The 26,922-nt window shown below is 38.4% G+C and carries 26 protein-coding genes and 2 riboswitches; of the genes, 1 reads left to right on the top strand and 25 read right to left on the bottom strand.

The window, feature by feature from the left end; all coding sequences use genetic code 11:
• The first annotated feature begins 2 nt into the window (after positions 1 to 2).
• Positions 3 to 92: an IS3 family transposase gene (locus J0N78_RS26565; protein WP_209125045.1), complete on the top strand. Its 90-nt coding sequence runs from the start codon at positions 3 to 5 to the stop codon at positions 90 to 92.
• 77 nt (positions 93 to 169) lie between these two features.
• On the opposite strand, the gene J0N78_RS20740 is transcribed toward J0N78_RS26565, so the two are convergent.
• The 25 genes from J0N78_RS20740 to J0N78_RS20620 all read right to left on the bottom strand — a co-directional run bounded on the left by J0N78_RS20740 (position 170) and on the right by J0N78_RS20620 (position 26,440).
• Entirely contained in the window at positions 170 to 277 is a 108-nt protein-coding gene (locus J0N78_RS20740; RefSeq protein WP_209125040.1) for a methionine/alanine import family NSS transporter small subunit, read from the bottom strand.
• On the bottom strand, positions 277 to 1,788 hold the full coding sequence (locus tag J0N78_RS20735; RefSeq protein ID WP_209125039.1) for a sodium-dependent transporter: 1,512 nt from the start codon (positions 1,786 to 1,788) through the stop codon (positions 277 to 279). The genes J0N78_RS20740 and J0N78_RS20735 overlap by 1 nt, the downstream gene beginning before the upstream one ends.
• A 442-nt stretch (positions 1,789 to 2,230) precedes the next feature.
• Positions 2,231 to 3,763: a Na+/H+ antiporter NhaC family protein gene (locus tag J0N78_RS20730; protein ID WP_209125038.1), complete on the bottom strand. Its 1,533-nt coding sequence runs from the start codon at positions 3,761 to 3,763 to the stop codon at positions 2,231 to 2,233.
• A gap of 136 nt (positions 3,764 to 3,899) precedes the next feature.
• Positions 3,900 to 4,076, bottom strand: a riboswitch (Lysine riboswitch).
• Positions 4,077 to 4,162: 86 nt separating this feature from the next.
• Positions 4,163 to 4,987, bottom strand: coding sequence for a sporulation protein YunB (gene yunB, locus J0N78_RS20725; protein WP_247747458.1), 825 nt, complete (start codon positions 4,985 to 4,987; stop codon positions 4,163 to 4,165).
• A gap of 103 nt (positions 4,988 to 5,090) precedes the next feature.
• A complete protein-coding gene (locus J0N78_RS20720; protein ID WP_374193947.1) occupies positions 5,091 to 5,579 on the bottom strand; it encodes a dihydrofolate reductase in 489 nt (162 codons plus the stop codon).
• A gap of 420 nt (positions 5,580 to 5,999) precedes the next feature.
• A complete protein-coding gene (locus J0N78_RS20715; RefSeq protein WP_209125043.1) occupies positions 6,000 to 6,950 on the bottom strand; it encodes a thymidylate synthase in 951 nt (316 codons plus the stop codon).
• A 37-nt stretch (positions 6,951 to 6,987) separates the two neighbouring features.
• Complete coding sequence (locus J0N78_RS20710; protein ID WP_209125036.1) at positions 6,988 to 8,094, bottom strand: HD-GYP domain-containing protein; 1,107 nt, start codon at positions 8,092 to 8,094, stop codon at positions 6,988 to 6,990.
• Between the two features lie 460 nt (positions 8,095 to 8,554).
• Positions 8,555 to 8,848: a YunC family protein gene (locus J0N78_RS20705; protein ID WP_247747462.1), complete on the bottom strand. Its 294-nt coding sequence runs from the start codon at positions 8,846 to 8,848 to the stop codon at positions 8,555 to 8,557.
• Positions 8,849 to 9,047: 199 nt separating this feature from the next.
• Complete coding sequence (locus J0N78_RS20700; protein ID WP_209125034.1) at positions 9,048 to 10,445, bottom strand: bifunctional metallophosphatase/5'-nucleotidase; 1,398 nt, start codon at positions 10,443 to 10,445, stop codon at positions 9,048 to 9,050.
• Positions 10,446 to 10,804: 359 nt separating this feature from the next.
• A complete protein-coding gene (locus tag J0N78_RS20695; protein WP_209125033.1) occupies positions 10,805 to 11,629 on the bottom strand; it encodes a sulfite exporter TauE/SafE family protein in 825 nt (274 codons plus the stop codon).
• 46 nt (positions 11,630 to 11,675) lie between these two features.
• A complete protein-coding gene (locus J0N78_RS20690) occupies positions 11,676 to 12,524 on the bottom strand; it encodes a DUF72 domain-containing protein (protein WP_209125032.1) in 849 nt (282 codons plus the stop codon).
• 505 nt (positions 12,525 to 13,029) lie between these two features.
• Positions 13,030 to 13,506 (bottom strand): hypothetical protein, encoded by a 477-nt coding sequence (locus J0N78_RS20685; RefSeq protein WP_209125031.1) that lies wholly within the window; start codon positions 13,504 to 13,506, stop codon positions 13,030 to 13,032.
• A 359-nt stretch (positions 13,507 to 13,865) separates the two neighbouring features.
• Positions 13,866 to 15,560 (bottom strand): b(o/a)3-type cytochrome-c oxidase subunit 1, encoded by a 1,695-nt coding sequence (locus J0N78_RS20680; RefSeq protein ID WP_209125030.1) that lies wholly within the window; start codon positions 15,558 to 15,560, stop codon positions 13,866 to 13,868.
• Complete coding sequence (locus tag J0N78_RS20675) at positions 15,560 to 16,063, bottom strand: cupredoxin domain-containing protein (RefSeq protein WP_209125029.1); 504 nt, start codon at positions 16,061 to 16,063, stop codon at positions 15,560 to 15,562. Before J0N78_RS20675 ends, J0N78_RS20680 begins: the two co-directional genes overlap by 1 nt.
• Positions 16,064 to 16,091: 28 nt before the next feature.
• The gene (locus tag J0N78_RS20670) at positions 16,092 to 16,253 is read right to left on the bottom strand and encodes a cytochrome c oxidase subunit 2A (protein WP_209125028.1); all 162 of its coding nucleotides are present in this window, start codon (positions 16,251 to 16,253) and stop codon (positions 16,092 to 16,094) included.
• A 688-nt stretch (positions 16,254 to 16,941) separates the two neighbouring features.
• Positions 16,942 to 18,339 carry a Fe-S cluster assembly protein SufB gene (sufB, locus tag J0N78_RS20665; RefSeq protein WP_209125027.1) on the bottom strand — a complete coding sequence of 466 codons (1,398 nt, stop codon included), beginning with the start codon at positions 18,337 to 18,339 and terminating at the stop codon, positions 16,942 to 16,944.
• A 12-nt stretch (positions 18,340 to 18,351) separates the two neighbouring features.
• A complete protein-coding gene (gene sufU / locus J0N78_RS20660; RefSeq protein WP_209125026.1) occupies positions 18,352 to 18,795 on the bottom strand; it encodes a Fe-S cluster assembly sulfur transfer protein SufU in 444 nt (147 codons plus the stop codon).
• Entirely contained in the window at positions 18,782 to 20,005 is a 1,224-nt protein-coding gene (locus J0N78_RS20655) for a cysteine desulfurase (RefSeq protein ID WP_209125025.1), read from the bottom strand. Before J0N78_RS20655 ends, sufU begins: the two co-directional genes overlap by 14 nt.
• On the bottom strand, positions 20,005 to 21,300 hold the full coding sequence (sufD, locus tag J0N78_RS20650) for a Fe-S cluster assembly protein SufD (protein ID WP_209125024.1): 1,296 nt from the start codon (positions 21,298 to 21,300) through the stop codon (positions 20,005 to 20,007). Before sufD ends, J0N78_RS20655 begins: the two co-directional genes overlap by 1 nt.
• Before the next feature lie 18 nt (positions 21,301 to 21,318).
• Positions 21,319 to 22,098, bottom strand: coding sequence for a Fe-S cluster assembly ATPase SufC (gene sufC / locus J0N78_RS20645; protein ID WP_209125023.1), 780 nt, complete (start codon positions 22,096 to 22,098; stop codon positions 21,319 to 21,321).
• Positions 22,099 to 22,771: 673 nt separating this feature from the next.
• Positions 22,772 to 22,915, bottom strand: a complete 144-nt coding sequence (locus J0N78_RS20640; RefSeq protein ID WP_209125022.1) for a YuzK family famiily protein — start codon at positions 22,913 to 22,915, stop codon at positions 22,772 to 22,774.
• Positions 22,916 to 23,228: 313 nt separating this feature from the next.
• Positions 23,229 to 23,624, bottom strand: coding sequence for a carboxymuconolactone decarboxylase family protein (locus J0N78_RS20635; protein WP_209125021.1), 396 nt, complete (start codon positions 23,622 to 23,624; stop codon positions 23,229 to 23,231).
• A gap of 251 nt (positions 23,625 to 23,875) precedes the next feature.
• A complete protein-coding gene (locus J0N78_RS20630; protein WP_209125020.1) occupies positions 23,876 to 24,736 on the bottom strand; it encodes a MetQ/NlpA family ABC transporter substrate-binding protein in 861 nt (286 codons plus the stop codon).
• Positions 24,737 to 24,756: 20 nt separating this feature from the next.
• Positions 24,757 to 25,425: a methionine ABC transporter permease gene (locus J0N78_RS20625; RefSeq protein ID WP_209125019.1), complete on the bottom strand. Its 669-nt coding sequence runs from the start codon at positions 25,423 to 25,425 to the stop codon at positions 24,757 to 24,759.
• Positions 25,418 to 26,440, bottom strand: coding sequence for a methionine ABC transporter ATP-binding protein (locus J0N78_RS20620; RefSeq protein ID WP_209125018.1), 1,023 nt, complete (start codon positions 26,438 to 26,440; stop codon positions 25,418 to 25,420). The genes J0N78_RS20625 and J0N78_RS20620 overlap by 8 nt, the downstream gene beginning before the upstream one ends.
• Before the next feature lie 196 nt (positions 26,441 to 26,636).
• A riboswitch (SAM riboswitch) is annotated at positions 26,637 to 26,757 on the bottom strand.
• Between the last annotated feature and the right edge of the window lie 165 nt (positions 26,758 to 26,922).

The raw sequence follows: 26,922 nt of genomic DNA, 5'->3' as shown, positions 1-26,922 counted from the left end.
ACATGTTTTATTATAATAACAAACGTATAAAGTCAAAATTAAAAGGCAAGAGTCCGATACAATACCGAACACTTGCCCAACAAGCAGCTTAATAAAATTATCTGTCTAACTTTTTGGGGTCACTTCAGAAAGTTGAAGTTGACCTGAGCGTTTTAGTATACTTAAAGTCTTATTTATTACTCTTAGCTACTTTTACTGCATTGAAGATACTTAAAGCTAAACCGCCCCAAACAATTGCTATGCCGATGAGCATCATTGTAATTGCACTTCCACTCATTATAGTTCAGCTCCTTTTTCTTTAGGAATTTCTAAGTCATTTTCGCCCCACTTGATCGCAGAGAAGATAAATCCGACGATGATCGCTCCAACTGCAACACCCCAGCCTGAATAGAGTAAGAACGAAGTCGCATAACCTTCATAATTTTCTTGGATATTGCCAATTAAGTTTTGGACCGCCATATAACCTAGAACGATTGGAGTAATCACACCTAGACAAATTTTCCACCAAAGGCCAAGACGCATATCAGATACAGAGTTTGCGTGGTTTTGAAGAGCTGGAACTTTTTTCATAAACCAAGAAACCGTAATAACAGATACAAGACCAGATAGCGCGATACCAAACGTATTAATAAAGTGGTCTGCTGCATCTAAGAAGAATAAACCACCTTGTGTAGCAAATAGGATTGAGATTAAAGCAGATAGACCTCCACCATAAACTACAGCTTTTGTACGAGAAAGCTTAAATTTATCTTGTAAACCAGCAATATACGTTTGAACGATTGAAATTAATGATGATAATCCGGCTAATACTAAACAAGTAAAGAATAAGAAACCAAACAATCCATTAAGTGCTGGGAATGTATTAATAATTTGCGGGAAGACGACGAATGCTAACCCTACTCCAGCTGTCGCTACTTCATCTAATGGAACGCCTGCTTGTGTCGCCATGAAACCTAATGCAGCGAATACCCCGATACCAGCTAATACTTCAAAGCTTGAGTTACTAAAGCCTGTAATGAATGCATTATTTGTAATATCAGATTTTTTTCCTAAATAACTTGAATAAGTGATCATAATAGCAAATGCGATCGATAAACTGAAGAACACTTGGCCATAAGCCGCTACCCATACGCTCGGAGTCATAATTTCGCTCCAGTCTGGTTTAAAGAATGCGTCAAGACCAACAGCTGCTCCCTCTAAGGTTAAAGCACGAATAACAATAATTAAAAATAAAACAACAAGTGCAGGAATAAAAATTCGGTTTGCAACTTCAATACCTTTTTTAACCCCTCTAAAAAGAACACCTAATGCAATAACCCATACTAAAATTAATGGAATAAAGACAGATGGAACGATACTTCCAACTTGCCCAGGAACTTCGGCTAATTGTAAATACTCACCGAATAAGAAACCACCAGTGTCTTCGCCCCAACGCTGTCCAATGGCGAAATAAGCATAAGCCATTGCCCAAGCGATAATGACCGCATAATAAGTAGAAATAACGAATGATACCGCGACTTGCCACCAACCAATCCATTCTGTTTTCTTATTCATACGTGCGTACGATAATGGCGCAGATCCACGGTACTTATGTCCCATTGTAAACTCCATAATAAGTAATGGAATCCCTGCAGTTAATAAAGCGAATAAATACGGGAAGAAGAATGCTCCACCTCCATTTTCATACGCAACATAAGGAAAACGCCAAATGTTACCTAAACCTACTGCTGAACCGACTGCTGCTAGAATAAATCCAGCACGAGTGCCCCACTGTTCACGTCCGTTCATGTTCATGACCCCTTTCTCTTTGTAAATTTTCTTAATTTTCTATCTCTATAAGCAAGTATATTCTATTCTTTACTAGATAGTCTACCTTAAATATATTATTTTTTAAAAGATTCCGAATATTCGTTCCGCACGAATTTTGTAGTATTTTTTAAGTGTTTTTACGAATCGTATAGCTTGAACCCCTTTCCATTACTAATTATTCAGACAATTCATTATTTGATTATAATGATTTTGTCCTAATTTGTAAAGAGTTATGTCGAAAAAAAACGAAAAAAGTAGAGGCTGCCTTCAGCCTCTATTAAGATATATTAACCAAGTCTCTTTAAAATAGACTCTTTTCTCAAAGATTTTGCTTTTAGCTTTTGGACCGTAAGCCAAGCGGATGCTTGGCTCTTCACGCATAGCGTGAAGGTTTTGAAAAACGGTCCAAAAGCAACAAAGTTTACGAAAACAGCCTTAAAATAAAAACCGTTACTGCAAAAACTGCGAATGAAGCAATGAATCCAATGAATAAACTTCCAGTAAACCCGAGTACGAGAAAACCAACTATTGAAATAGCAGCAACGACGAGCGCATACGGTAGCTGTGTTATGACGTGGTCAATATGATGACTACCTGCACCCGTAGACGAGAGAATCGTCGTATCCGAAATGGGTGAACAGTGATCGCCAAAAATGGCTCCTGCTAAAACAGCAGCAAGCATCGGTAAGATCATCGTAATATCTAACGTCGCTGCAATATCTCCAGCAATTGGTAATAACATCCCGAACGTTCCCCACGATGTTCCTGTCGAAAAGGCCATTGCACCCGCTACGATAAAGATAATGACTGGTAAAAGTGCAACAGGAATACTTCCATCTATGAGAGTTGCTAAATACTCCCCTGTACCTAACTCACCAATAATTTCGATAATGGTCCATGCAAAAATTAAAATGTAGATGGCTGGTAGCATTGATTTGATACCGGCCCACAGTCCTACGCCAAAATCTTTAACAGATACTTTTTTCATTAATGTGAATATAATAGCGACTGCTAAGCCTAGTAACCCACCATATACGAGGGCAGCAGCTACATCCGTATTTTCAAAAATTTCAAGTATCGATGCTGTACCATCCGTCCCTTGAATACCAGTAATAACCATAAAAAGTATCGTACCAACTATTAATGTAACAATCGGAAGAACTAAATCGATGACTTTTCCATTATCAACGGGTTGAACATCCATATTCTCTCCTGGTGGTGTTCCTTTTGATTTATCAACGACCTCTCCAGTTTCAATCGCTAACGTTTCATGCTTTTTCATCGGGCCAAAATCTAGCTTGAACCAAGCAACAGCCAATACAAGAAATACAGCAAAGAGTGCATAATAGTTCATTGGGACAATCAGTAAAAATGCTTGTAATGCTTCGTATTGTGTTACGCTATGCGTTGCTAAAACACCAGCGATAATCGTAATAATAAACGCTCCCCAACTGGAAATCGGTGAAATGACACACATCGGAGCTGCAGTAGAGTCAACGAGATACGCTAACTTTGCGCGAGAAATACGATGGCGATCTGTTAACGGGCGGCTGACATTTCCGACCGTTAAACTATTGAAATAATCATCAATAAAGATAATAATACCTAAAATAACAGTAACTAATTGTGCACCAATTCTCGTTTTAACTCGCTTTAACGCCCACTCACCAAACGCACGGCTTCCACCAGAAAGAGCAACTAATGAAGCAAGCATTCCTAGTAGTAATAAGAAAAAGATAATATTGAGCTCCCAATCATTTATTGCTCCATCTACATAAAAAATAGCAGTTAAAATACTAAATATTTGCGCTACTGCACTTATTGGATCAAAGCCATTTAGTAATAACGCACCAACAACTATCCCTGCCCCAAGCGAGATTAAAACCCGCCTCGTCAAAATCACCATGACTAACGCTAGGACAGGAGGAATTAATGACATCATTGATACTTCCATCTTGAAACCTCCTATTATTTTTGAAAACAAAAAGAGACTTACTCTTCAGTGTCTGCTCACTTCTTACACAGTTGAAGTGGTGACCTTTCTCTTGAGTAAGCCTCTCAAATGGACCATATTCTACTGGCTCCCCATCAACTAAAGTAGTTCTCCACAGCAAGTCTGCTGTGACAGTGTTACACTTTTTCAATGTAACCCCAGCAAAGAATTGTATGACGCAAACCCTTCGCATTTGCAGGTTCTCCTTTCATCAATCATCCTCGTTGTCATCCTCCGATTGACTACTAATAAAGCCTGCACCTCTACCTCATCGTTACTTGATGAGGTGAAACTATTCACTTTTCCGATTGACCACGCTATAGTATATCATTATTCTAGTAAAACTGTCATCTCTGAAAATTATTCCCCTTCCACTGCATTCTGGATATCAGTTTCTCGTATAAAAGTAGGTGCTGGACCTGTGCCACCAACATTATAATAGTCTGGAACTTTACCTGGAACAAACATTATACCTATCGGAATTGATGTTTTAACGACTTCCATATCCGTAGCAAAAGGAATAACGACCTTAACATCGACCTGAAGATCGATATATAATGAAATTAACGTATTATTTATACCAGTCGACTCTGCCTCCTGTCTCATGCTCGCTTTTATATCACCAATGGCTGTAAAACGAACCGGTATTTTCGGTCCTAAATGGGCAAGTAAGGCATTATTTGTCGCTTGACCTAAAGGAATTGTATAAATGATACCATCCTGGGAAAATACTTCTTCGTTATAATCCACTTCAACTCCATCAGGGAGTCCTAATTCATGGACACGTCCTTGCTCCATTAATCGTAAATACTTTTGAACTCTTAATGTTGCTTCAGATAAAACTCGGTTTGAAATCGACGTGTTAAACGTTATGGAAGAAATATCACCATTTTGATCTTTATCAATCAAAATTAACTCTTCCATATCCAACTGTTCTACTATTTTCTTTGAAATCGCATCATTAATTGCCTCTGTTCCTAGCACTTGGGTTTCTGTTTTCGCAATATGAATAAGCGTTGGCCGTATCCCTTTCTCAACAAGCCAAAGCCCTTGCACCGTTAAAACGATAAAAATAACAAATGATATCAACAATACGTATCGAAACGGGAGAGGACCTTTTCTCTTCCCCTTATTTTGCTTAAGGAGAGGGCCTTTCCACACCCTGCGCTGCTTAAATCGAACCAATCAAAAAACCCCCTTTGCAAGAAATATATGCAAAAGGAGGACGGCCTTGACCTAAAATTTATTTGAAAGCCATGCTTTTTAAGAAAGGCGGAATCACTTCATATCACTTTCTTTCATAAACAGAAAAATAATAATCGTAAGGATTTTTTTCATCCTTCACCCCCTTTTCCCGAGAAACTTCCTTCCACTCCTGATCTGAGAAAGCAGGGAAATACGTATCGCCTTCAAATGCTTCATCAATATGCGTAATATACAGCTTGTCTGCAATCGGAAAAGCCTCTTTAAAAATTTCTGCCCCACCAATAATAAATACTTCTTTCGTACTGTCATCTATCACCTTTTTTACATCGTCAAGCGAATGAAGAACAGTACAGCCTTCAGCTGAATAGTTTTGATTTCTAGTAATAATAATATTTTCTCGACCTGGTAACGGCCGTCCAATCGATTCATATGTTTTCCGCCCCATCACGATCGGATGACCCATTGTTACTTTTTTAAAATAAGCTAGATCAGCAGGAAGCCTCCATGGCAAATCGTTATCTTTACCGATGACTCGGTTTTTATCCATAGCAACTAAAAAAGAAATCAACAAAAACAACCCCTCATATCGTATTTGAAAACACGATTTATCGCCTACTCTGGCGCAAACCGATGCCTCTTCTTTGACTTTACCCCTTTAAAGGAGATGATTTTTCATCAAATACAAAAATACTCAAGGACTATTATACCCTTGAGTACGTAAAAGTGAAACACCAGCCAATGGAATACAGACCGTTTTCAATACTTAACTCTTTTTCTTAGGCTCTTTTCTAAAGATTGTTGCTTTTAGCTTTTGGACCGTAAGCCAAGCGGATGCTTGGCTCTTCACGCATAGCGTGAAGGCTTTTATTTTCAAAAAACGGTCCAAAAGCAACAAAGTTTACGAAAACAGCCATTTCTTAAGTTGTTGTTGCTATTTGCTTATTTGATTTGTAGGCAAGAAGCACTTGTCTGTTTTTTTAATGTAATAAGTTTAAACAGCCACAGGTGCTTTAATCGTCGGATGAGGGTCATAACCTTCAATTGAAATATCCTCGATCTCAAAATCAAAAACAGACTTCACCTCTTGATTTAAAACGAGCTTTGGTAGCGGTTTCGGCTCTCGACTTAGCTGTGTATTTACTTGATCTACATGATTTAAATAAATATGAGCATCCCCTAATGTATGAATGAAATCACCCACTTGCAGGCCACATTCATGAGCAATTAAGTGTGTGAGTAGGGCATAGCTTGCGATATTAAATGGTATCCCAAGAAAAATATCACCACTTCTTTGATACAGCTGACACGACAACTTCCCGTCAAGCACGTAAAATTGAAATAATGTATGACATGGTGGTAAAGCCATCGTTGGAACATCTTCTGGATTCCAAGCTGATACAATAAGACGTCTTGATGAAGGGTTCTTTTTAATCGTATCAATCACATCTTTTAATTGATCGAGTGTCTCCCCTGTTCTCGTTTGCCAAGCGCGCCACTGTTTACCATACACTTCTCCTAAATCACCAAATTTATTAGCAAAATCATCATCTTTTAAAATCAGCGTTTTAAATCGTTCTAATTGCTCTTCATATTTTAAACGAAATTCATCATCTTGTTGCGATCGCAGGCCGAAATCATCCATATTAGGGCCATCATATTCTTCACTTGTCACCCACCGTTCAAACGCCCATTCATTCCAAATATTATTGTTTTGCTGAAGCAAATAACGAATATTTGTATCACCTTTTATAAACCACAATAACTCAGTAGCAATAAGGCGGAAAGGAACTCGCTTAGTCGTTAATAATGGAAAGCCTTCGTTCAAGTCAAAGCGCATTTGATGACCGAAAATCGAAATGGTACCTGTCCCTGTTCGATCTTCCTTTTTCGTCCCATTTTCAAGAACATGTTTACAAAGTTGAAGATAATTTCTTTCATTCATACTCAACTTAAAGACAGCCCCTTTTTTTTATTTCAGTTTAATTGTTTACTTTTTCACTCGCTAATACAGTTTCACATTTAGTAATCGTTACATTAACGTGTTTCATTAAATCAACCTCATACGGTGCAACTTTTTGATCATCCTCACAAATAATACGGACAACTGGTCGGGTTGAAAGTTCATTGTTTTGTTTGACGACAATTCCCTCTCGACCGTCACTTAAACCAACCGTTATTCCAACGGGGTACATCGCAATCGTATTTCGGAACGCCTCGACAATTTCTTTATCATACAACGTTCCTACTCCTGAATATAACAACTCTAGCGCTTCATGCGGCAGCATGGCGCTCCGGTATACTCGATTAGAGGTCACTGCATCGAAAACATCACACACTCCAATTATTTTAGCATATAAATGAATTTCATCACCTTTAATACCACGAGGATAACCCGAACCATTTATCCGTTCATGATGCTGAAAAGCGCAATGAGCCGTTAATAAGGAAATATTCGGTTGATCTTTTAAAATTTCATAACCTGCTTGTGCATGACTCTTTATAATCGAAAATTCCTCATTCGTTAATCGATCAGGTTTATTTAAAATTTCTGTTGGGATCGCCATTTTCCCAACATCGTGCAAAATAGCGCCCATCCCTATTTCCATCAATTGTTTTTCGTTAAACTTTAGTTCAAGCGCTAGAGCCAATGTATATACAGTTACATTAAGTGAATGAGTAAAAATATAAGAATCATATAAATAAACATCCGACAAAAGCGAAAGGGCTTTTGGGTTATTTTTTACTTCCGATAAAATCGAGCGGATCACTTTTGCAAAGTTTTGATTCAAGCGTGCATTATGAAATGACTTCTTTAGTTTCAGGTCATCACAAATTTCATTAAATTCAGACTTGATCGTACCAATCGCACGAAATCGAACTTCATCGGAAATTCCTTCTTTAGCTCCAACATCTGCAGTAAGCTCATCTTCAATATATACAAATGTTATACCAAGTTCAATTAATCTCTGAATCATCCGAGAAGTCAATGGAACACCTTGTTGTAACAGTACTTGACCATTATCATTTATGATCGGCTTGGCAAGGCATGCATTTTCATTAAGTGATTTCGTGGATACTAGTCTCATAAAGTGGCTCCTACTTCAGATTTTTACCTGCACAAAAAAGAGAACGTTCAGTTTCTAACACTTATGTATAAATGAAATAATTTGTATGTAATCTCCGCTCTAACTTACAAATCTTATGTAAATTCGACATATATATTAAGGTTAACATTAGATGACAAATATGTTAACTATCTTTTCATGAACGTTAGAAATTCGTAACTACTGTTCATAATTTTAGAAAAAAATTACATTCAAACCTAGGTATTCATACCTAATACAAAAGAGGCCAACACAAGAAAGTATGTACCTCTAAGTCTTCGAAGTAGTGTAATTGATCTCAAAACACTACCTATCGCACTCATACCAATAGGTCATTATACTTTCGAAATGTTAGCCTCTATAATGGGTGTTAAAATAGCCGGATAAAGTGAGCATTAATAGCTGTTTATCCAATATTTTCAAACAGCTTCAGTCATGTAATTTATAGCATTTTTAACAATGCATCTCTACCTTTCATTCCTGCTTGAATACCTACAGCTTCAGCTTCTAATGTAACAGACTCAAGTGGAGCATCTAATAATTGATCGATCGTACGTACACCGACAGCACGACCTGCAATAATTTTTCGTTCTTTTAACTTCTCATTTAACAATGCGATATCTAGTGCTCCACACATAATGTATCCTTTGTCACTCGTAACTGCCATAAAATTAGTTTTAGGAAGCTTCAGGGTAACAGCAATGAAGGTATGTCCCTCGATTGAAATCGGGTTCATTTCAAGCACAATAATCACTCCTTCGCTTTTCGGACATTGCAATTGTTCCCGAAAGCTACCACATCTACTTTGCATGGCCCTTTCGAGAACAAAATAGCTCAGCTTCCCTTATGAAGAAAGGTCTTCATAGAAGGGCGGTTGACTTATCCTCGCTATTACAATATGAAAATCAGACGAAAAAGTGCAAAGGTTAACATGATTACTTATGTTGCTTTAATTTCCAAACGAAAACATCGCGAAGCAACTCTGGCATAAAGAAGGTTTTTGTAGTTGATTCCGCAATAGCCGGGTACAGCTTACCAAAGGTAAACATATCTAAAGTTGCCAGTTGATAGTCTTTTTTCATGTCAATCGGTTGTCCATGAATGAGAATTCGGTCGACATGTTCCACGTTATCAGCAAGTTTCTTTGTTTGAACATCAATACCTGAAAATACCATCCGCCCTAACACTTTACCACGAAAGCCGAATCCTTTTAATTCAAGGCATTGCATTCGCTCTGTAAACGCATGAAGTATCGTTTCCTTTAGCCGATCGCCACGGATCTTAACAACACATGGATTAATCGGGTGTGGACAGATCCGGTGAATATCGCCCCTTGTAACTTTTCCTTTTGTTAACCCTTCAAGAAGCACACCCGAATTAACCATACTAATCTTTGTTTGGCACCATTCTTTTAACGCTTCAGCTAATAATATCGGTCCTTCAGATTCTTCAAACCATTTAACAGATAAGTCTTGTGGCAACATGATAATCTCTTCACTCATCAACTGCTTTTGGTCGTGCTCAAGCGCCTCTAGTAGCTCCACCGTATTTTGGGAGGCGGGCATCGTTTTTGTCTCCACTGTTGCCATTTCAAAATCGACAATTTCCTTTTTTTCTAGATTGATTGATAATTTCATTTGTCCAATGTGAAAGCCAAACTTACCAGCTTGACCGATCAACGTTCCTTTTACATTTTTCCCTGATTGAAGGACGTGATGAGTATGTGCTCCTAAAATAATATCAATTCCTTCAATATGCTCAGCGATTTCTTCATCGGCAGGAAACCCTAGATGCGATAATAAAATCACAAAATCGGCTTCAGCACGTACTTCTGCAACAAGATTAGGTAGAATTTCAAGTGGATCGATAATCGTCCAACCGAGTTTTTCGTAAAATGGATAAAATGGTGCAGTCAAGCCGATAACAGCAACTTTCACACCGTTCCCTAATTCTATGTAATCGTAGGGCTTTGCCCAAAATGGAGCTCTCCCGTCTCCATCGAATAAATTAGCTACTATTACAGGAAATTGTGCCTCCTGATAAAGCTCGTTCAAGACTTGCTTTGAAAAAGTTAACCCTTCATTATTTCCGATCGTAACGGCTTGAACACCGATTTCATTAAGCAATTGTACATTACCTTTTCCTTCAGTCGCTTCCGTCATCGGATGACAGCGATCCGCATGATCACCTATATCAAAATACACCATCTCTTCATGCTTTCGTCCGTGAAAGCTTCGTTGCTTTTTAATAAACTCAACGATTTTTGGCCAATGTTCAAAATGACTATGAATATCATTCGTATGATAAATAAATAAAGTATGCTCAGAAGACAAGCAAAAGCCTCCTTTTTATAGGTAAAGTAAAAGTTGTAGGTAAGACGTCGATCAGCATTGATAAGAAAGGTTCCAGACAGATGAAAAATCTATAGATTCGACGTTTAGCCAATGCGTTATTTGACTTCGAGAAGCTCGCAACCGCCTCAACTGCTCTATTTTACGAATCTAAGTTTAGATTTTGCGGGCTGGTTTCCGATAAATCGTTCTATCTCCTGATATATCAGTCTAATTTCAAATATATCAGTCTAATTTCTGATATATCAGTCTAATTCCAAATATATCAGTCTAAATCCGGATTTATCAGTCTAACCTCGAAATAAATCGGTCTAACTTGAAGTACTGAGTTTCATCAAGAGTTAGACGACTGTAAATCCCTGCCAAACTAACCGGGCTCCGATTACAATTAAAAAAATTCGTAGCATCATAACAAGTGTATCACTTTTTAACCGTTGACTAATGACTGCTCCAAGTTTTCCGCCGATCCAGGCGCCCGGAATTAATGCCATTGCGTAAAACCAGTCCACATTACCTAAGGCAATATGCGATATGGAGCTTGAGATCGCTGAAAAAAAGATCATAAACATCGAAGTTGCAACCGCCATATGAGGTGGAAAACCGAAAAGCAAAATCATCGCAGGTACCATAAGGGAGCCGCCGCCGATCCCAAATAAACCAGATAGCATTCCAACAACAAAAGCAATCGGAATCGCAATCCATGGACTAAACCCATACTGAGCCGTTTCACCAAGGTCATTAATATATTCTCGTTTAATTGCTTTTTTCCCTACTTTTATCGGCTTTAAATACCCTCTGATCATCAAAATAAACGAAATAATAATAATAAAAAGGCCAAAATATATGAGAAAGCTAGATACATCTATTCCTTTATTTAAATAAACACCAAACAGCGCTCCAGGAATACTGCCCGTTAAAAAGATCGCACCACTAATATAATCAACTATTTTCTGCTTCAAATAAGCGATTGTCGAGGACAACCCCGTAAAAATCATAATAAGTAATGAAGTACCTACCGCAACTTGTGGAGTAATTCCAGCTAAAATACTTACATAGCCACTAAGCATCATTAACGCAGGTACGACAACAATGCCTCCACCTAATCCCATTAAGCTACCTAACGTTCCTGCTATGAGGCCGATGACAACTAGTAAAATCCATTCCATACATTTTCGCCAACTTTCTTGTGGTCACGTATTATTTCTAAATCTTTCATTCATCAAATAACGTTAATTGTCGAGGTGCTAGACCGTTATACTCAATTCCGAGCATGCCTTGAAATCGTTTTGCATTTTCCGCCGCATCTCCACCCGAGTTGTTGTTAAAAAGTACATAAATGTCGGTCGTCGAATTTTCTAATAGACGAACTCTCTCGACCCACTCTTCTAGCTCCTGATCATTATAGTTATATAAATAGCGGACATCCCGCCAATTCCCATTCCCAGGATCACGCCAACCATGATAATTACGGCCGTGAAAACGAATGAGTGTTTTTTTCGCATCTGTAGCTTTGAGTATAATCGGCACACTACCAGTACCAGCTTGTGGTTCGTCGCAAATGCTATGAATCCACCCTTCATTTTCCATAAAACGTAATGTTTTCTCTTTAATTCCAGGCTCAAACCACGATTGATGACGAAATTCAAGTGCTACCGGAAGGGCTTGAAGCTGTTCTTTTACATATCGTAAGTATTGAACATTTTCTTTTCGACAATCAAACCAGGGAGGAAACTGACAAAGCACCATGGCGAGACGTTTTTCCCTTACTAACGGCTGAATCGATTGGACAAAAGCCTCAAACATTTCCTCCTTAGATTGAAACGGGATTTCTCCACGTTGATGTCCCGTCATCCCTTGATAGGCTTTCACAATAAAACGAAAGGAGCTTGGCGTTTCATGGACCCACTTCTCATAATTACGAACCGGTTGGATGGCATAAAAAGAAGAATCCACCTCAACAATCGGAAAATGACTACTGTACGTCCGTAGTTTTTCCTGAGGTCTAACGCCTTCATATAAATCATCGTGGTCTCCCCAACCAGTTAATCCAATATAAATCATGGCAATCCCCTTATAGAATAAAAAATAATTTGATCGTATGTATTTATAATACTACTCATTTTCCTGTCTTCACAATGAATGTACACCAACTAAGAAACAAAATTTTACTATCTATACTCTCCTTTATTATAGCAATCCTTTTTTGGGTATAGGAGATATTTGGTTTGAAATAACAAGAAAGATGTTGTTCTAATCTACTCATTCGCCAAGCAAGGAAAGCGATGCTCTATTTTTAAAGCATCGAACCTGTTAGCTTAATAAAAAGAAAAGAAAATAAAAAAAGCCACCATTCCGGTAGCGGTTATATAACAAGAAAAGCGGAAGCGCCCGTTCAGCGGCGTATGGACTGGAGCCCACCGTATGAGATAAAGGAAACACGGCGAGATTCATCGAGCCGATGACACCTGCAGCTAGACATCATCGAAATTTTTACTTTCTTATTCTTTAAAAAAAGCCAATTTTTTGTTCTGCCCTTATACTAACGTCAGCCAAATCGTGATAAATATTACGTTCTGTTAGGTTTTGAATGGAACATATCCTCTTGCCACTTATAATAACCATATATAACTATGGAAAAAACGACAAATAGGATAAAACGCCCCCATGGAGTAATGTTAACTAGCTCATAGATTCCTAATACTTCTTGAAACAAATAATGTATAGGAAAAGCAAACATAAAATCTAAGATGATGTTAGCAACAAGATATTTCCAAAAATTTCCGTAAGTATAATAAAAAACCCATAATGTTATTACTGGAAAAGCACCAAATACTCCAGAAACAAATAAGGGTTTTAACCACGGAATAAGTGTCTCATTAATAACCCAATGTTTTTGATTATTGGCAACCACGTTATAAATGATCATTAAATAGGAGGCAAAAACGGCTGCAGGCATGAAGCGTTTTATATTTTCCTTCTTAACTAAAAATAATGTGAACCACGGAGCAATTAATACAGTCCATAATACGATTTTATTTACCAAAGTAATCAACCTCTTCTACTGCATATTACTTTTATTATTTCATTCCCTTCAGGTAATATTCTTAGAGCCGTTGCGACAACTCCTTTATCTCAATAATTGTTTCAAAAGCTCTCTAATAAACGGTTTCCAATTGTTTTGTAATCTGTCGCATCTAAATTATTCAATTTTCACCAATATTCACCCTGCCTAAACTTGTCGAATTTTGTAATTCATATTAGAATTTACAATAAAAAACGCATGTGATTTCCACCATGGAATCAATGCGTTCTTTAGCTACTAAGTGGCTTGTTTGCCCCTTAAAGTAAACCCGTTATTTAATAAATGGGAATTCTTGAAACTCTGAGGTCCCCGTAACGTACTTATTTGCTGTTTCCGATTGGCCAGTCAAATGGTGGCGAGCCTGGTGGTGAATGATGGATGATATCGATAAATGGGATTGTGTAAGCAAACAATATTAATGCAATCGTGATAGTAACCCATAGCTTCCAATTTTCCATCCATTTCGGAGTAGGTGTTGCGTCCTCCTCTTCTTCTGCAATCGGAAACTCCTCTTCGCCTTGCGGTGCGAAAAATGCAAGTTTAATAAAGATGTAAACCATCAAGATAATAGCAATAAACAGAATCGTTCCACCGATCGCTTGGGCCAACTGATAGGCTCCCCATTCGGTGGACTGTTCCGTACCACCATAGGTAGAGTACGCAGAACGTCTTGGACCTCCAAGCAACCCTTGAATATGCATAGCCGTTGACATAATGGACATACCGACAGTCCATGTAATCGATTGGATAATACCTAATTTATTAATAGTCGGAGTCAGTTTTCTATTCGTAAGATGTGGAACGAGCCAATAAGTAATCCCGAAAAAGGTTAAAATGACAGTAGTTCCAACCGTTAAATGAAAATGTCCTGTAACCCAAATCGTATTATGAACGACTGTATTCAGTTGATGAGATGCATTAATGATCCCACCTGCTCCACCTGGAATAAAGGCGAGCATACCGATAAATGGAGCAAGAAAACGAACATCCTTCCATGGAAGATGCTTATACCATCCAAATAAACTATCGAATCCTTTTTTCCTACCAGTGATCTCAAAGGTCGCAAAGATCGAGAAGGCAGTCATTAAACTTGGAATAATAACCATAAATGTTAACACAACCTGAATGAATTTCCACATTGGGTCAATTCCTGGTTCAGTCAACTGATGGTGAAAGCCGACAGGAATAGAGAAAAACAAAAACAGGATAAATGATAATCTTGCTAGCGAATCACTAAATAATTTTCCACCAATTATTTTAGGGATGATCACATACCACGCCATATAGGCAGGAAGTAACCAGAAATAGACTAGTGGATGACCGAAATACCAAAATAATGTTCTGCTTACTAATACATTAATAGTTTCCACATAACCCAGTGACCATGGAATGAACTGAATGAGCACGGTCGCAGCTACACCAAGTGAGGCAATAAACCACATGATCATATTAATATTGACCATAAACGCCAATAAAGGTGATTTCTCTCCTGGGTGTGCCTTTTTCCATACATATAACTGTCTCCAGTTAACAAAACAGGCTAGCCAGCTTCCGACAACGACAAGTGCTAAACCAATGTAAAAGGCAGGATGAGCCTGTAATGGTGCATAAAATGTATAAAGGACACTTGCCCTTCCTAAAAGTATTGTTACTGCTGTAATAACAGTACCAATTGTCATCACCCAGAACCCGAGCCAGGCGACCTTACGCTGTGCCTTTGAAATTCCGACCGTTTTTCCCATTAGTGCATATTGAAAACCGATGATAAAATAAGTAGTTAGTACGAGAGCTAAAACAACACCATGAACGGTCAATACTTGATAATAATTAATCCCAAACGGTAGTGTTAAATGACCCGATCGGACAAATACTTGCAAAAGCCCCATCAAGCCGCCGATTAATAATGATATAAATGCAACATAAATAAATGAAATATATAGCTTTGCTTCAGGTTTTGTTATCGGTAAATGTACACTCAAATCTTCCGTTGTAACAGCCTGTTTCTGTAAACTCATTATTCATACACCTCCACTGTTACGTGCATCATATGATGGCCAACTCCACAATACTCATTGCATAAAAGAGTATACACGCCTGGTTGATTCATCTTCGTTTCCATTTTGCTGATATGTCCTGGTTGAACCATCATATTGACATTCGTTCCAGCAATGTTGAAACCGTGGACCACGTCCTTTGTCGTTACTTGATAAAGAACGGTTGCTCCTTTTGGAATTCGGATATGTCGAACGGTATTTCCTTCTTCATCTACACCAAGATCGTAATTAAATGATGACGCTACAACATTAACAATATAACGATCTTCATCCACTTTCGTTAGCCCAAGGTTTTCTTTCTTAAAAGCCTCATAAGCTTCAACATTCTGTGGATCAATCGTTTCCGCATGACTTTGAGGATGTGTCCCCATATAAAATCCACCATACCCTAGTACAACGAGAAAAATGACTAGAGTGCCAACCCCTAATAATAGCCAAATTTTTTCAAACTTGTGCATATGCATACAACATCACTCCTTTCGCACCTTATCATCATCTTGAAAGAAATAAGAAAAAGACCCCAATCCAACTAACAATAATGAAGGACAATAAAATTAATACAGAAATCAATGTGCCTTTTAAATTAAAATGGCTGTGTGCCTTCTCATGTTTTTTCACTTTTCCTCTCCCCCTTTTCTTCAGACTAACAGACATTTCATTTTATAAGTGTGATAAAAATCACACATCTTTTTACAAAATTTAAAAGTTTAAGTGAACTTTCTATGAATGTATAAAGAAAAGCGCAAGCGCCCGTTCAGCGGCGTATGGACTGGAGCCCCACCGTATGAGATAAAAGAAGCATGGCGAGATTCATCGTGCCGATGTTGACTTATCGTAAGAAGGGGGAGTGAAGTCCACTAGACGCTGGGCGCTGTAGCTAGACAAGAAAAGTGGAAGTTGTCTGCTTTTCGGCGACAAGCGCTGGAGGGCTAGCAATTAGTGTCTTGACTTTTAGACACGTTTGTTGGACCGAAGCGACCTCGAGCCGATGACACCTGCAGCTAGACAACCTCGAAATTTTTACTTATTCTTTAAAAAAAAACACGAAGACAAGTTGTCTGCGCGGATTCAAGTTGCTTATTTTTTACGTATGTGCTTTTATTTTCAAGTTCAAGCTATTTATTTTTAACTTTAGCCATTTTATTTTCAAGTTGAAGCTATTTATTTTTAACTTTAGTCATTTTATTTTCAAGTTCATGCCATTTATCGATTTCTCGACAAAATCTGTCATAATCCAACACTCATTCCTTACTCAGTTTTCTTTCACCAACTAGCAATTAACGGCTTGCTGGTCACGCTAAATACAAAAAAGCGAACCCGCTAAGGTCCGCTTTTTGTTCGATTAACCGATTGAGCCTTCCATCTCGAACTTGATAAGACGGTTCATCTCAACTGCGTATTCCATTGGTAATTCTTTTGTAAATGGCTCAATGAAGCCCATAACAATCATTTCTGTCGCTTCTTCTTCAGAAATACCGCGACTCATGAGATAGAACAATTGGTCTTCAGACACTTTTGAAACTGTCGCCTCATGCTCTAATGTGATGTTGTTATTTAAAATCTCATTGTAAGGAATTGTATCAGAAGTTGACTCGTTATCCATGATTAACGTATCACACTCAATTTTCGCTTTTGAGCCTTCTGATTTACGTCCGAAGTGAGCAATACCTCGGTACGTTACTTTACCACCTTGTTTTGAGATCGATTTTGAAACGATCGTTGATGAACAATTTGGTGCTAGGTGATGAATTTTCGCTCCAGCATCTTGGTGCTGACCTTTACCCGCAATGGCAATGGAAAGGATCGTACCTTTTGCTCCTTCACCTTTCATAACAACCGCAGGGTATTTCATCGTTAATTTCGAACCAATGTTACCGTCAACCCACTCCATCGTTGCACCGGCATCAGCAACCGCACGCTTTGTAACAAGGTTGAAGATATTTGGCGCCCAGTTTTGAATTGTCGTATAACGGCAATATCCGCCTTTGTTAACGATAATTTCTACAACCGCACTATGAAGTGAGTTTGTTGAATAAACTGGCGCTGTACAGCCTTCTACGTAGTGAACATGGCTATCTTCATCAGCAATGATTAACGTACGCTCAAATTGCCCCATATTTTCTGAGTTAATACGGAAGTACGCTTGTAGAGGTGTTTCAACCTTCACGCCTTTTGGAACGTAGATGAATGATCCACCAGACCAAACCGCTGAGTTAAGCGCAGCAAACTTATTATCAGAAGGAGGAATAACTGTACCAAAGTACTCTTTGAAGATATCCTCGTTCTCTCTTAATGCTGAGTCTGTATCTTTAAAGATGATCCCTTTTTCTTCAAGATCCTCTTGCATATTATGATAAACAACCTCAGATTCGTATTGAGCTGATACACCCGCTAAATACTTTTGCTCTGCTTCAGGAATTCCTAGTTTATCAAATGTGTTTTTAATTTCTTCTGGAACTTCATCCCAAGACTTTTCTGAACGCTCTGACGGCTTAACGTAATACGTAATTTCATCGAAATCTAGTTCTGATAAGTCGCCACCCCACTGCGGCATTGGCATTTTATAAAATTGCTCAAGTGACTTAATACGAAAATCTAACATCCACTGTGGCTCATTTTTCATTCGAGAAATTTCCTCGACGATCTCACGAGTTAATCCCTTTTTCGAACGGAAAATCGAAACGTCCTTGTCTCTAAAGCCATATTTATATTCACCGATTTCCGGCATTTTCTTAGCCATGAGAAAACCTCCTTATTCATTTTCGCTTTGAATACCCTTTTCCATCGCTTTCCACGCTAACGTCGCACATTTAATTCGTGCAGGAAACTTCGATACACCTTGAAGTGCTTCAATGTCTCCTAAGTCAAACGTAGAGTCGTCATAGTCTTTACCTTGCATCATATCAGAGAAGATTTGTGACATCTTTAATGCCTCTTCTACCGATAACCCTTTTACCGCTTGCGTCATCATCGATGCAGAAGCAAGACTAATCGAACATCCTTCTCCTACAAACTTCGCTGCGATAATTTTATTATTTTCAACCTGCATTTGTAGCTGAATACGATCCCCACATGTTGGGTTATTCATATTCACTGTTAAGGAGTCGCCTTCAAACTCTCCACGATTTCTAGGGTTTTTATAATGGTCCATGATCACTTGTCGATATAAAGTATCGAGATTGTTACCTAAAGACATCGCCGAAATACTCCTTTGTTTTTATTAATCCATTGACAAGTGCATCCACATCTTCTTTTGTATTGTATAAATAAAAGCTTGCTCTTGCTGTTGCCGTTACATCAAGCCACTTCATTAACGGCTGAGCGCAATGATGGCCAGCACGTACTGCAATTCCTTCAGCATCAAGCACCGTTGCGACATCATGAGGATGAACATCGTCAATATTGAAAGTAACAACACCTGCCCGTTTTTTCGGACCATAAATCGTTAATCCTTCAATTTCAGACATCTGTTCCATCGCATACTCAGCAAGCTCATGCTCATGGGCTAAAATCGCATCCATACCGACTTCTTCTAGAAAATCAATGGCTGCACCTAACCCAATCGCACCTGCAATGATTGGTGTTCCACCTTCAAACTTCCAAGGAAGCTCTTTCCATGTTGATTCTTGTAACCCAACAAAGTCGATCATTTCTCCACCAAACTCAATTGGCTCCATATTATCAAGCAGCTTTTTCTTTCCATAAAGAGCACCAATTCCAGTTGGTCCAACCATCTTATGACCAGAGAAAGCGAAGAAATCACAATCTAAATCCTGAACATCAATTTTCATATGCGGCGTACTTTGCGCACCATCAACGACCATAATGGCACCGTGTTTATGGGCAATCGCCGTAATGTCTTTAATTGGGTTAATAGCCCCTAACACATTTGACACGTGCATCACAGACACAATTTTCGTCTGTGGAGTAACAGTGTTTTCAACATCACTTAAAGCAATACTGCCATCTTCTTGTAGTGGAATATATTTTAACGTAGCTCCAGTAGCTTTTGCTACTTGTTGCCACGGTATAATATTACTGTGATGCTCCATCGGTGTAATAACGATTTCATCACCTTCACTAAGATTAGCACGTCCGTAACTGCTAGCAACTAGGTTTAGAGCTGTTGTTGTTCCTCGTGTAAAAACAATTTCTTCGGTCGAATTAGCATTTATAAATTTACGAACTTTTTCCCTTGCACCTTCATATCCATCAGTTGCAAGTGTACCGAGGGTATGAACCCCACGATGTACATTAGAATTATAGCGACGATAATAGTCATCTAAAGCTTCAATGACTCGAATAGGCTTCTGAGATGTTGCCGCACTATCTAAATAAACAAGTGGGTTCCCGTTCACTTCCTGATGTAAGATTGGAAATTGTTTGCGAACCTCTTGAACATTCATTATTTTACTTTCCTTTCGATAACTTCCGTAAAACGTTCTTTTACCGATTCAACTGGAAGTTGGTTTACAACTGGTGCTAGAAAACCATGGATAATTAAGCGTTCAGCTTCTTTTTGCGTAATTCCACGACTCATCAGATAGAACATTTGCAGTGGATCGATTCTTCCGACCGATGCTGCGTGGCCTGCTGTTACATCATCTTCATCGATAAGAAGGATTGGATTTGCATCACCACGAGATTTTTCACTTAACATAAGAATACGCTCTGTTTGTTCCCCGTTTGATTTAGAAGCTCCATGTTCAATTTTCGTAATTCCATTGAAGATTGCAGTCGCTTCTTCACGCATTACACCATGTTTTAAAATATATCCTTCAGAATGCTTACCATGATGGAAAATCTGTGTTGTGAAGTTTTGTTTTTGATTTCCGCGACCAATCGTTACTGTTTTTGTATCCGCATAAGATCCTTCGCCGACAAGATGCGTTGTATTTTCACTTACTGTATTTCCATCGTTCATTTGACCAAGTGCCCAATCCACTCTTGCATCACGGCCAACTTGTGCACGACGGACAACATACGTCGTTACATTTTCAGACAGGTTATCAACCGCTCCAAAGGAAACGCGAGCACCTGCAGCTGCATATACTTCAGCAACGATATTCGCAACTGTTGCTTCTGCAGGGCTACCTACATAGTTTTCAACGTAGGTTACTGAACTATTTTCTTCAGCAACAACAATCACGTGATTAAATAATGCAGTGTCAGTAACATTATAAACCGTTTGAAGAGGCACTGTCACTTCTGTATTTTTCGGTACGTAAATGAATGTACCACCATTTAGTAATGCCGCGTGTAAAGCGATGAGTCGATTTTCATCGACATTGACAGCGTCTGCCATAAAGTATTTTTCAACTAATTGACTATGCTCTTTAAGTGCTGTAGCTAGGTCGGTAAAAATAACCCCTTGTTGCTTCACGCTATCGCTAAGTTGAACTCGTGCTGATACACCGTCTTTTTGCACGATAATATTTTGTTCATTCGTTACTTCACCAGCTAATCCTTTTACTTCATCATCTAGGTCATCAAAAGAAGAGACCGTAACATCTTGACGATGAACAAATTGAGTGAAGTTCCATTTATCAATTTTTGTTTTGTCTGGTTTTGGTAATTCTAATTTTTCTGCTATATCAAGCGCTTTTAGGCGAAAATTTAATAGCCATTCAGGTTCGCCGCGCCCTGTAGAAAATTGTTTAACATACTCTTGATCGAACGCTAGCTTCGTTTCCACTGACATGTTATCCCTCCTTACTACCTATGCTTCTACTTTTTCGTCTTCAATGCCAAGCTCATCTTTAATCCAGTCATAGCCTTCTGCTTCTAAACGTTCAGCAAGCTCAGCCCCACCTGATTTTACGATACGACCTTGCATCATAACGTGAACTTTGTCAGGTGTGATGTAGTTTAATAAACGTTGGTAGTGAGTGATAATGAGACAGCCGAACTCGTCTCCACGCATTGCATTTACACCCTTAGAAACTACTTTAAGTGCATCAATGTCAAGACCAGAGTCAATTTCATCTAACACCGCAATCTTTGGCTCAAGCATCATTAATTGAAGAATTTCATTACGCTTCTTTTCACCACCAGAGAAGCCTTCGTTTAAATAACGTTGTGCGAACGATTGGTCCATTTCAAGTAATTCCATTTTTTCATCTAATTTACGGATAAATTTCATTAATGAAATTTCGTCTCCTTCTTCACGACGTGAATTGATAGCTGAACGAAGGAAGTCTGCATTTGTAATCCCACTAATTTCACTTGGATATTGCATCGCTAAAAATAGACCTGTTTGGGCACGCTCATCTACTTCCATTTCTAAAAGGTCTTCACCGTTGAACGTAACTTTACCACTTGTAATTTCATATTTAGGATGTCCCATTAGTGCAGATGCTAATGTTGATTTACCTGTACCATTTGGTCCCATGATCGCATGGATTTCTCCACCGTTAATTTCTAAGTTAAAATCTTTTAAGATTTCTTTACCTTCTATTGCTACATGAAGATTTTCAATCTTTAAGTATGGTGCTGTCATTCTTTCCTACCTCCAATATATTCTCTAAATTTGCACTAATCTCTTGACGAAAGAAGTACTTTTGTTTATTCTCAATTTATTCTCATTACAATCTTATATCAAATGCAAAGTAAGTTCAACTTTTTTACCAACATTTATACACTTTTTATATATTTATGTTTAGAAAGTATTTTATTGCCTCGTCCAACATCATTTAGTTTCTCAACTTCTAATAAACTCATACACAGAAAAGCGGAAGCGCTCGATTAGCGGCGTAGGGACTGAGTCTCTTCGCACGAGATAAAGGAAACACGGCGAGAGGATCGAGCCGATGTTGACTTATCGTAGAAGAAGAGCGAAGTCCACTAGACGCTGAGCGCTGCAGCTAGACACAGAAAAGCGGAAGCGCTCGATTAGCGGCGTAGGGACTGGAGGCTAATAAAATACAATGAAGAATTTTGCGATTTCACTGTTTCGAGTTTTGGACGGACAGCAGGGACATTATTTCTTAAAAAAATCGGACACAGAGGCCGTTATTAGCTGAAAACCACAAGAAACCCACTACCTTTTACCTACATAACGGAACCACAGTCCGTTTACCACTATAACAAGACAGCGTCTTTTACCTGTATGTAATTAGAAAAGAAGGCTGATTCATAAAAATGAATCAGCCTCTTATATATTTATTATCATTTTAACGTGGATTGAATTCAACAGCTAATTTCATAGAACGTTTATATTCTTTCTCACGAGCTTTTTCAATATCTAAACGTTTGTCCAGGCTTCGATTATACTCCTCATACCCTATTCCATGGTTTTGTTGCATCGCTTTTTCCATTTCTCCAGTGTAATTCGTTTTAATCGCTTGGATAATAAATCAATCCTTTCAAATTTTTAAAGCCAACGATTTCACTACCGCCTTATTCACGATTACGATAGCTTCAAGTTGTGCTTCGTATAACAGAATCATACCATCCTCACGAATACTTCCCAACATCGATATTGTGTTAAATAATCTAACAATTTTTCATTTGATATGTTTAGCTTTTCTCACATATAAATGCTATACAATTTAACACATATGCTCCTTCATGCTCAGAGTTTGTAAAAAAATATCACGAATCACAGTAATCGTCGAGACACTTTTGAAGTTAATGTTTCATTTGCTTATCTGAAGATCCTAATTCTGAAATCGCCTCTTGAACTAATGTTACGGCTTGACTCATCGCAGCTCCACCACCAAATGCCGCTGTTACACCGAGTGCTTCTAAAATTTCTTCTTCACTACAGCCTTCATCGATACAGCCTTTTGTATGATAAATTATGCAATATTCATCTTGGGAAAATATACTAATCCCTAAGGCAATGAGTTGCTTTTCTTTTTTAGATAGTTTTCCTTCTTTAAAACAAACTTCCGTGAACTCATTGAACTTACCAGCGATCTCAGGCATTTTTTGCAGAAACTGCCCTAGTCCTTCTTTATAATCTTGTAAGGCCATCTGTATGACACTATCTTGCTGATTATCTTGACTTTGATTTTGTCCCATGTATGTACGCCTCCTTTTTTCAATGAACACAATTAACGGTCATATTATGCCTTGAACCGTTGATTTCATGTATGAAGTGAAAATGTATTTTTGAAATTTTGGGTCTTCCTTTAAATTTATGGGTCTAACCTCGTTTTTGGGGCCCATTTCAACAGAATACAGACCTATTCGTTGACCTAGGATCTAACACTAAAATCACCGCCACCGCAAAAAAGGAACGCCGCAAAGGCATTCCTTTTTTGATTGATTTATTATTCACTCCATGGAATAACTGCACCGTTGTATGTTTCAAGAATGAAGTTTACGATTTCTTCAGAACGTAAAACTTCATATAAAGTTTGAATTTCTGGACGTTCTATATCTTCAGAACGAACAACGATTAAATTCGGTTGAAGAACATCTTGTCCTTCAAATGCAATTCCATACTTTTCGATATCGACTCCACCCTCTAGGGCATAGTTTGTATTAATAACAACAGCATCGCCTTCTCCACTTTCAAACGATGGCGCAAGTAATTTTGCTTCAACAAGTGTTGAGAAGTCTAAGTTTTTAGGATTTGAAACGATATCTTCACGCTGAGCTAATTGTCCTTCTTCTACATCAAGCTCAATTACACCTGCGCGCTCAAAGATCGGCAAAATACGGCCATGATCACTGAAAGAATCACTCATAATAATTTTAGCACCATCAGGAAGCTCATCTAAACTGCTGTACTCTTTTGAGTATACACCAATTGGTTCTGCGTGAATCGGACCAATACTTTCGAACTCATAACCAAACTCCTCAATTTGCATAGCTAAGTACCCTGGCGTTTGGAAGTAGTTAGCGTCAAGTTCTCCATCTTTTAACGCTTGGTTCGGTAAAATATAATCTTGGAAGGTAACAATTTCTAAATCGATACCTTTTTCTGCTAATAATGGAATAGCTGCTTCAAGCACTTCTGCATGCGGAACAGCTGATGCTCCTACAACTAATTTTACATTTTCTTCTTGCGCGGTTTCTTCTTCACCTGGTGTTTCTTCTGTTTGTGGCTCCTCTTCAGCGCCACCACCGCAAGCTACTAAAGTTAAAGAAATAGCTGCAGCTCCAATTAAGCTTAAAAACTTTTTCATACTCTTTTTTTCCCCCTTGATTATCGTTTATCTGTTTTATTTGTGAAAAAATCACCAATCCATTGAATGACGAATACAATCAATAGAATTGCGATTGTTGCCACCATAGTGATGGTCGTATTATTCCTTTGGAATCCTTCGAGGTAAGCGAAGTGTCCGAGTCCTCCAGCACCAATTACACCAGCCATCGCAGTATAACTAACGAGCGCAATAGCCGTAACGGTAATCCCAGAAATTAAGGCTGGGAGTGACTCCGGAATTAAAACTTTATAAATAATTTGCCAATTCGTTGCCCCCATCGACTGTGAGGCTTCAATTACACCTTTATCAATTTCTCTTAAGGCAATTTCTACCATACGAGCATAGAATGGAGCCGCCCCAATAATTAAAGCAGGCAGAGCAGCATTAGCTCCTAACATCGTCCCCATTAACATTCTCGTAAACGGAATTAGTAATACAATTAGTATAATAAAAGGAATAGACCTAAATACATTCACAACTCCGCTAATCAAAAGGTTCGCTGTTCGGTTTTCCCATAGGTTTCCTTTACTCGTTAAATAAAGCACTAGTCCTAAAATTAAGCCGATTGCAAACGTAGCTGCAACCGAAATTGAAGTCATATAAATGGTTTCAACTGTTGCTTCCCATAATTTATCCCACTTCATTTTAGAAAACCATTCATTAAACATGATCGACCACCTCCACTTGTACCTTTTCTTGACGAATGAAGGCTATCACTTTTTCAATTTCACTTTCATCTCCATCAATCCGTATAAAAAGCGTACCATATGCGCCGTCACGGGTTTGAGAAATCTTCCCTTGTAAAATATTTACATCCACATTAAAGTTACGAATAATTTTTGTAATCAGAGGCTTTTCTGTTTCTTCCCCAACAAAACTTAATTGAACAACTTTGCCCGTTTCTACTTTTATAATGTGAGCAATTGTTTCCTTCGTCTCTTCAGGCTCCGTTACTTGCTTAACGAACTCTTTTGTCATCATTGCTTTTGGTTCACGGAACACTTCGAGTACTGGTCCCATCTCAACGATTTTCCCTGCTTCCATAACAGCAACACGGTGACAAATTTTTCGGATGACGTGCATTTCATGCGTGATCAAAACAATCGTTAAGCCAAGCTTTTGGTTAATATCAACGAGTAACTCTAATATAGAGTCTGTTGTTTTCGGGTCAAGTGCAGATGTAGCCTCATCACATAGAAGGACCTTCGGGTTATTCGCTAGCGCCCTAGCAATACCTACCCTTTGCTTTTGGCCACCACTGAGTTGAGAAGGGTACGATCCACCTCTTCCTTCCAGGCCAACAAGCTTTATAAGTTCATCGACTCGCTTTTTTCTTTCTTCTTTAGGAATTCCGGCGATTTCCAATGGGAAACCGATATTTTCACGTACTGTTCTCGACCATAGTAAATTAAAATGCTGAAAAATCATACTAATTTCTTGACGCGCTTTACGGAGTGGTTTTCCTTTTAAAGATGAAAGCTCTTTTCCCGCTACAGTTACCGTTCCTTCAGTTGGTCGCTCCAGACTATTTAGCATGCGGATTAACGTACTTTTTCCTGCGCCACTGTAACCGATGATCCCGAAAATTTCACCGTTTTTTATATTTAAATCTACATGGTCTACCGCTGTTACGATGCCATCTTTCGTTTTAAACAGTTTGCGAATGCCGCTTAAATGAATCATGGTGCCCCTCCTTTTTGCTATTTTTCTCTCAAAATTTATTTTTTATCTCTATCTATATTTTTCCTATCTGTTTACTAGAAATAATGTTAGTAATTACCACCCTGTTGTCAGTCTCAAGCGAATTGAGGATCACTCAATAAAAAAACCTTTCCGTCAACAGAAGAGCAGAAAGGTTTAATAACAATGTTAGTCCTTCCTCTCATCTTTCAAGGCATTTCACCTTGCAGGATTTAGCACCTTTCTTAACACTTTCATTCCATGTTTTCAAAGGTTGCCGGGTTTCTTCGGGCCAGTCCCTCCACCACTCTAGATAAGAGCTGATAGCTATTCGATTAAGTTGCTTTTAATTCAATGAGAGAATAATACCATGTGTCGAAATTTGTTGTCAACAACTTTTAATTAAGCTTGATCTTTGCTTTTGTTTTTTTTGATTGTTACTAAGGTGTCTCCATACCTTTTTCCCTTAGTTGATGTTTGAAAAA

Origin of the sequence: Alkalihalobacillus sp. BA299 (assembly GCF_017745675.1) — a bacterium.
In the GTDB taxonomy this organism is placed as follows: Bacteria; Bacillota; Bacilli; order Bacillales; family Bacillaceae_F; genus Alkalihalobacterium.
The sequence above is the reverse complement of the archived record's forward strand: the minus strand, read 5'-3'. Positions and strand labels throughout refer to the sequence as shown.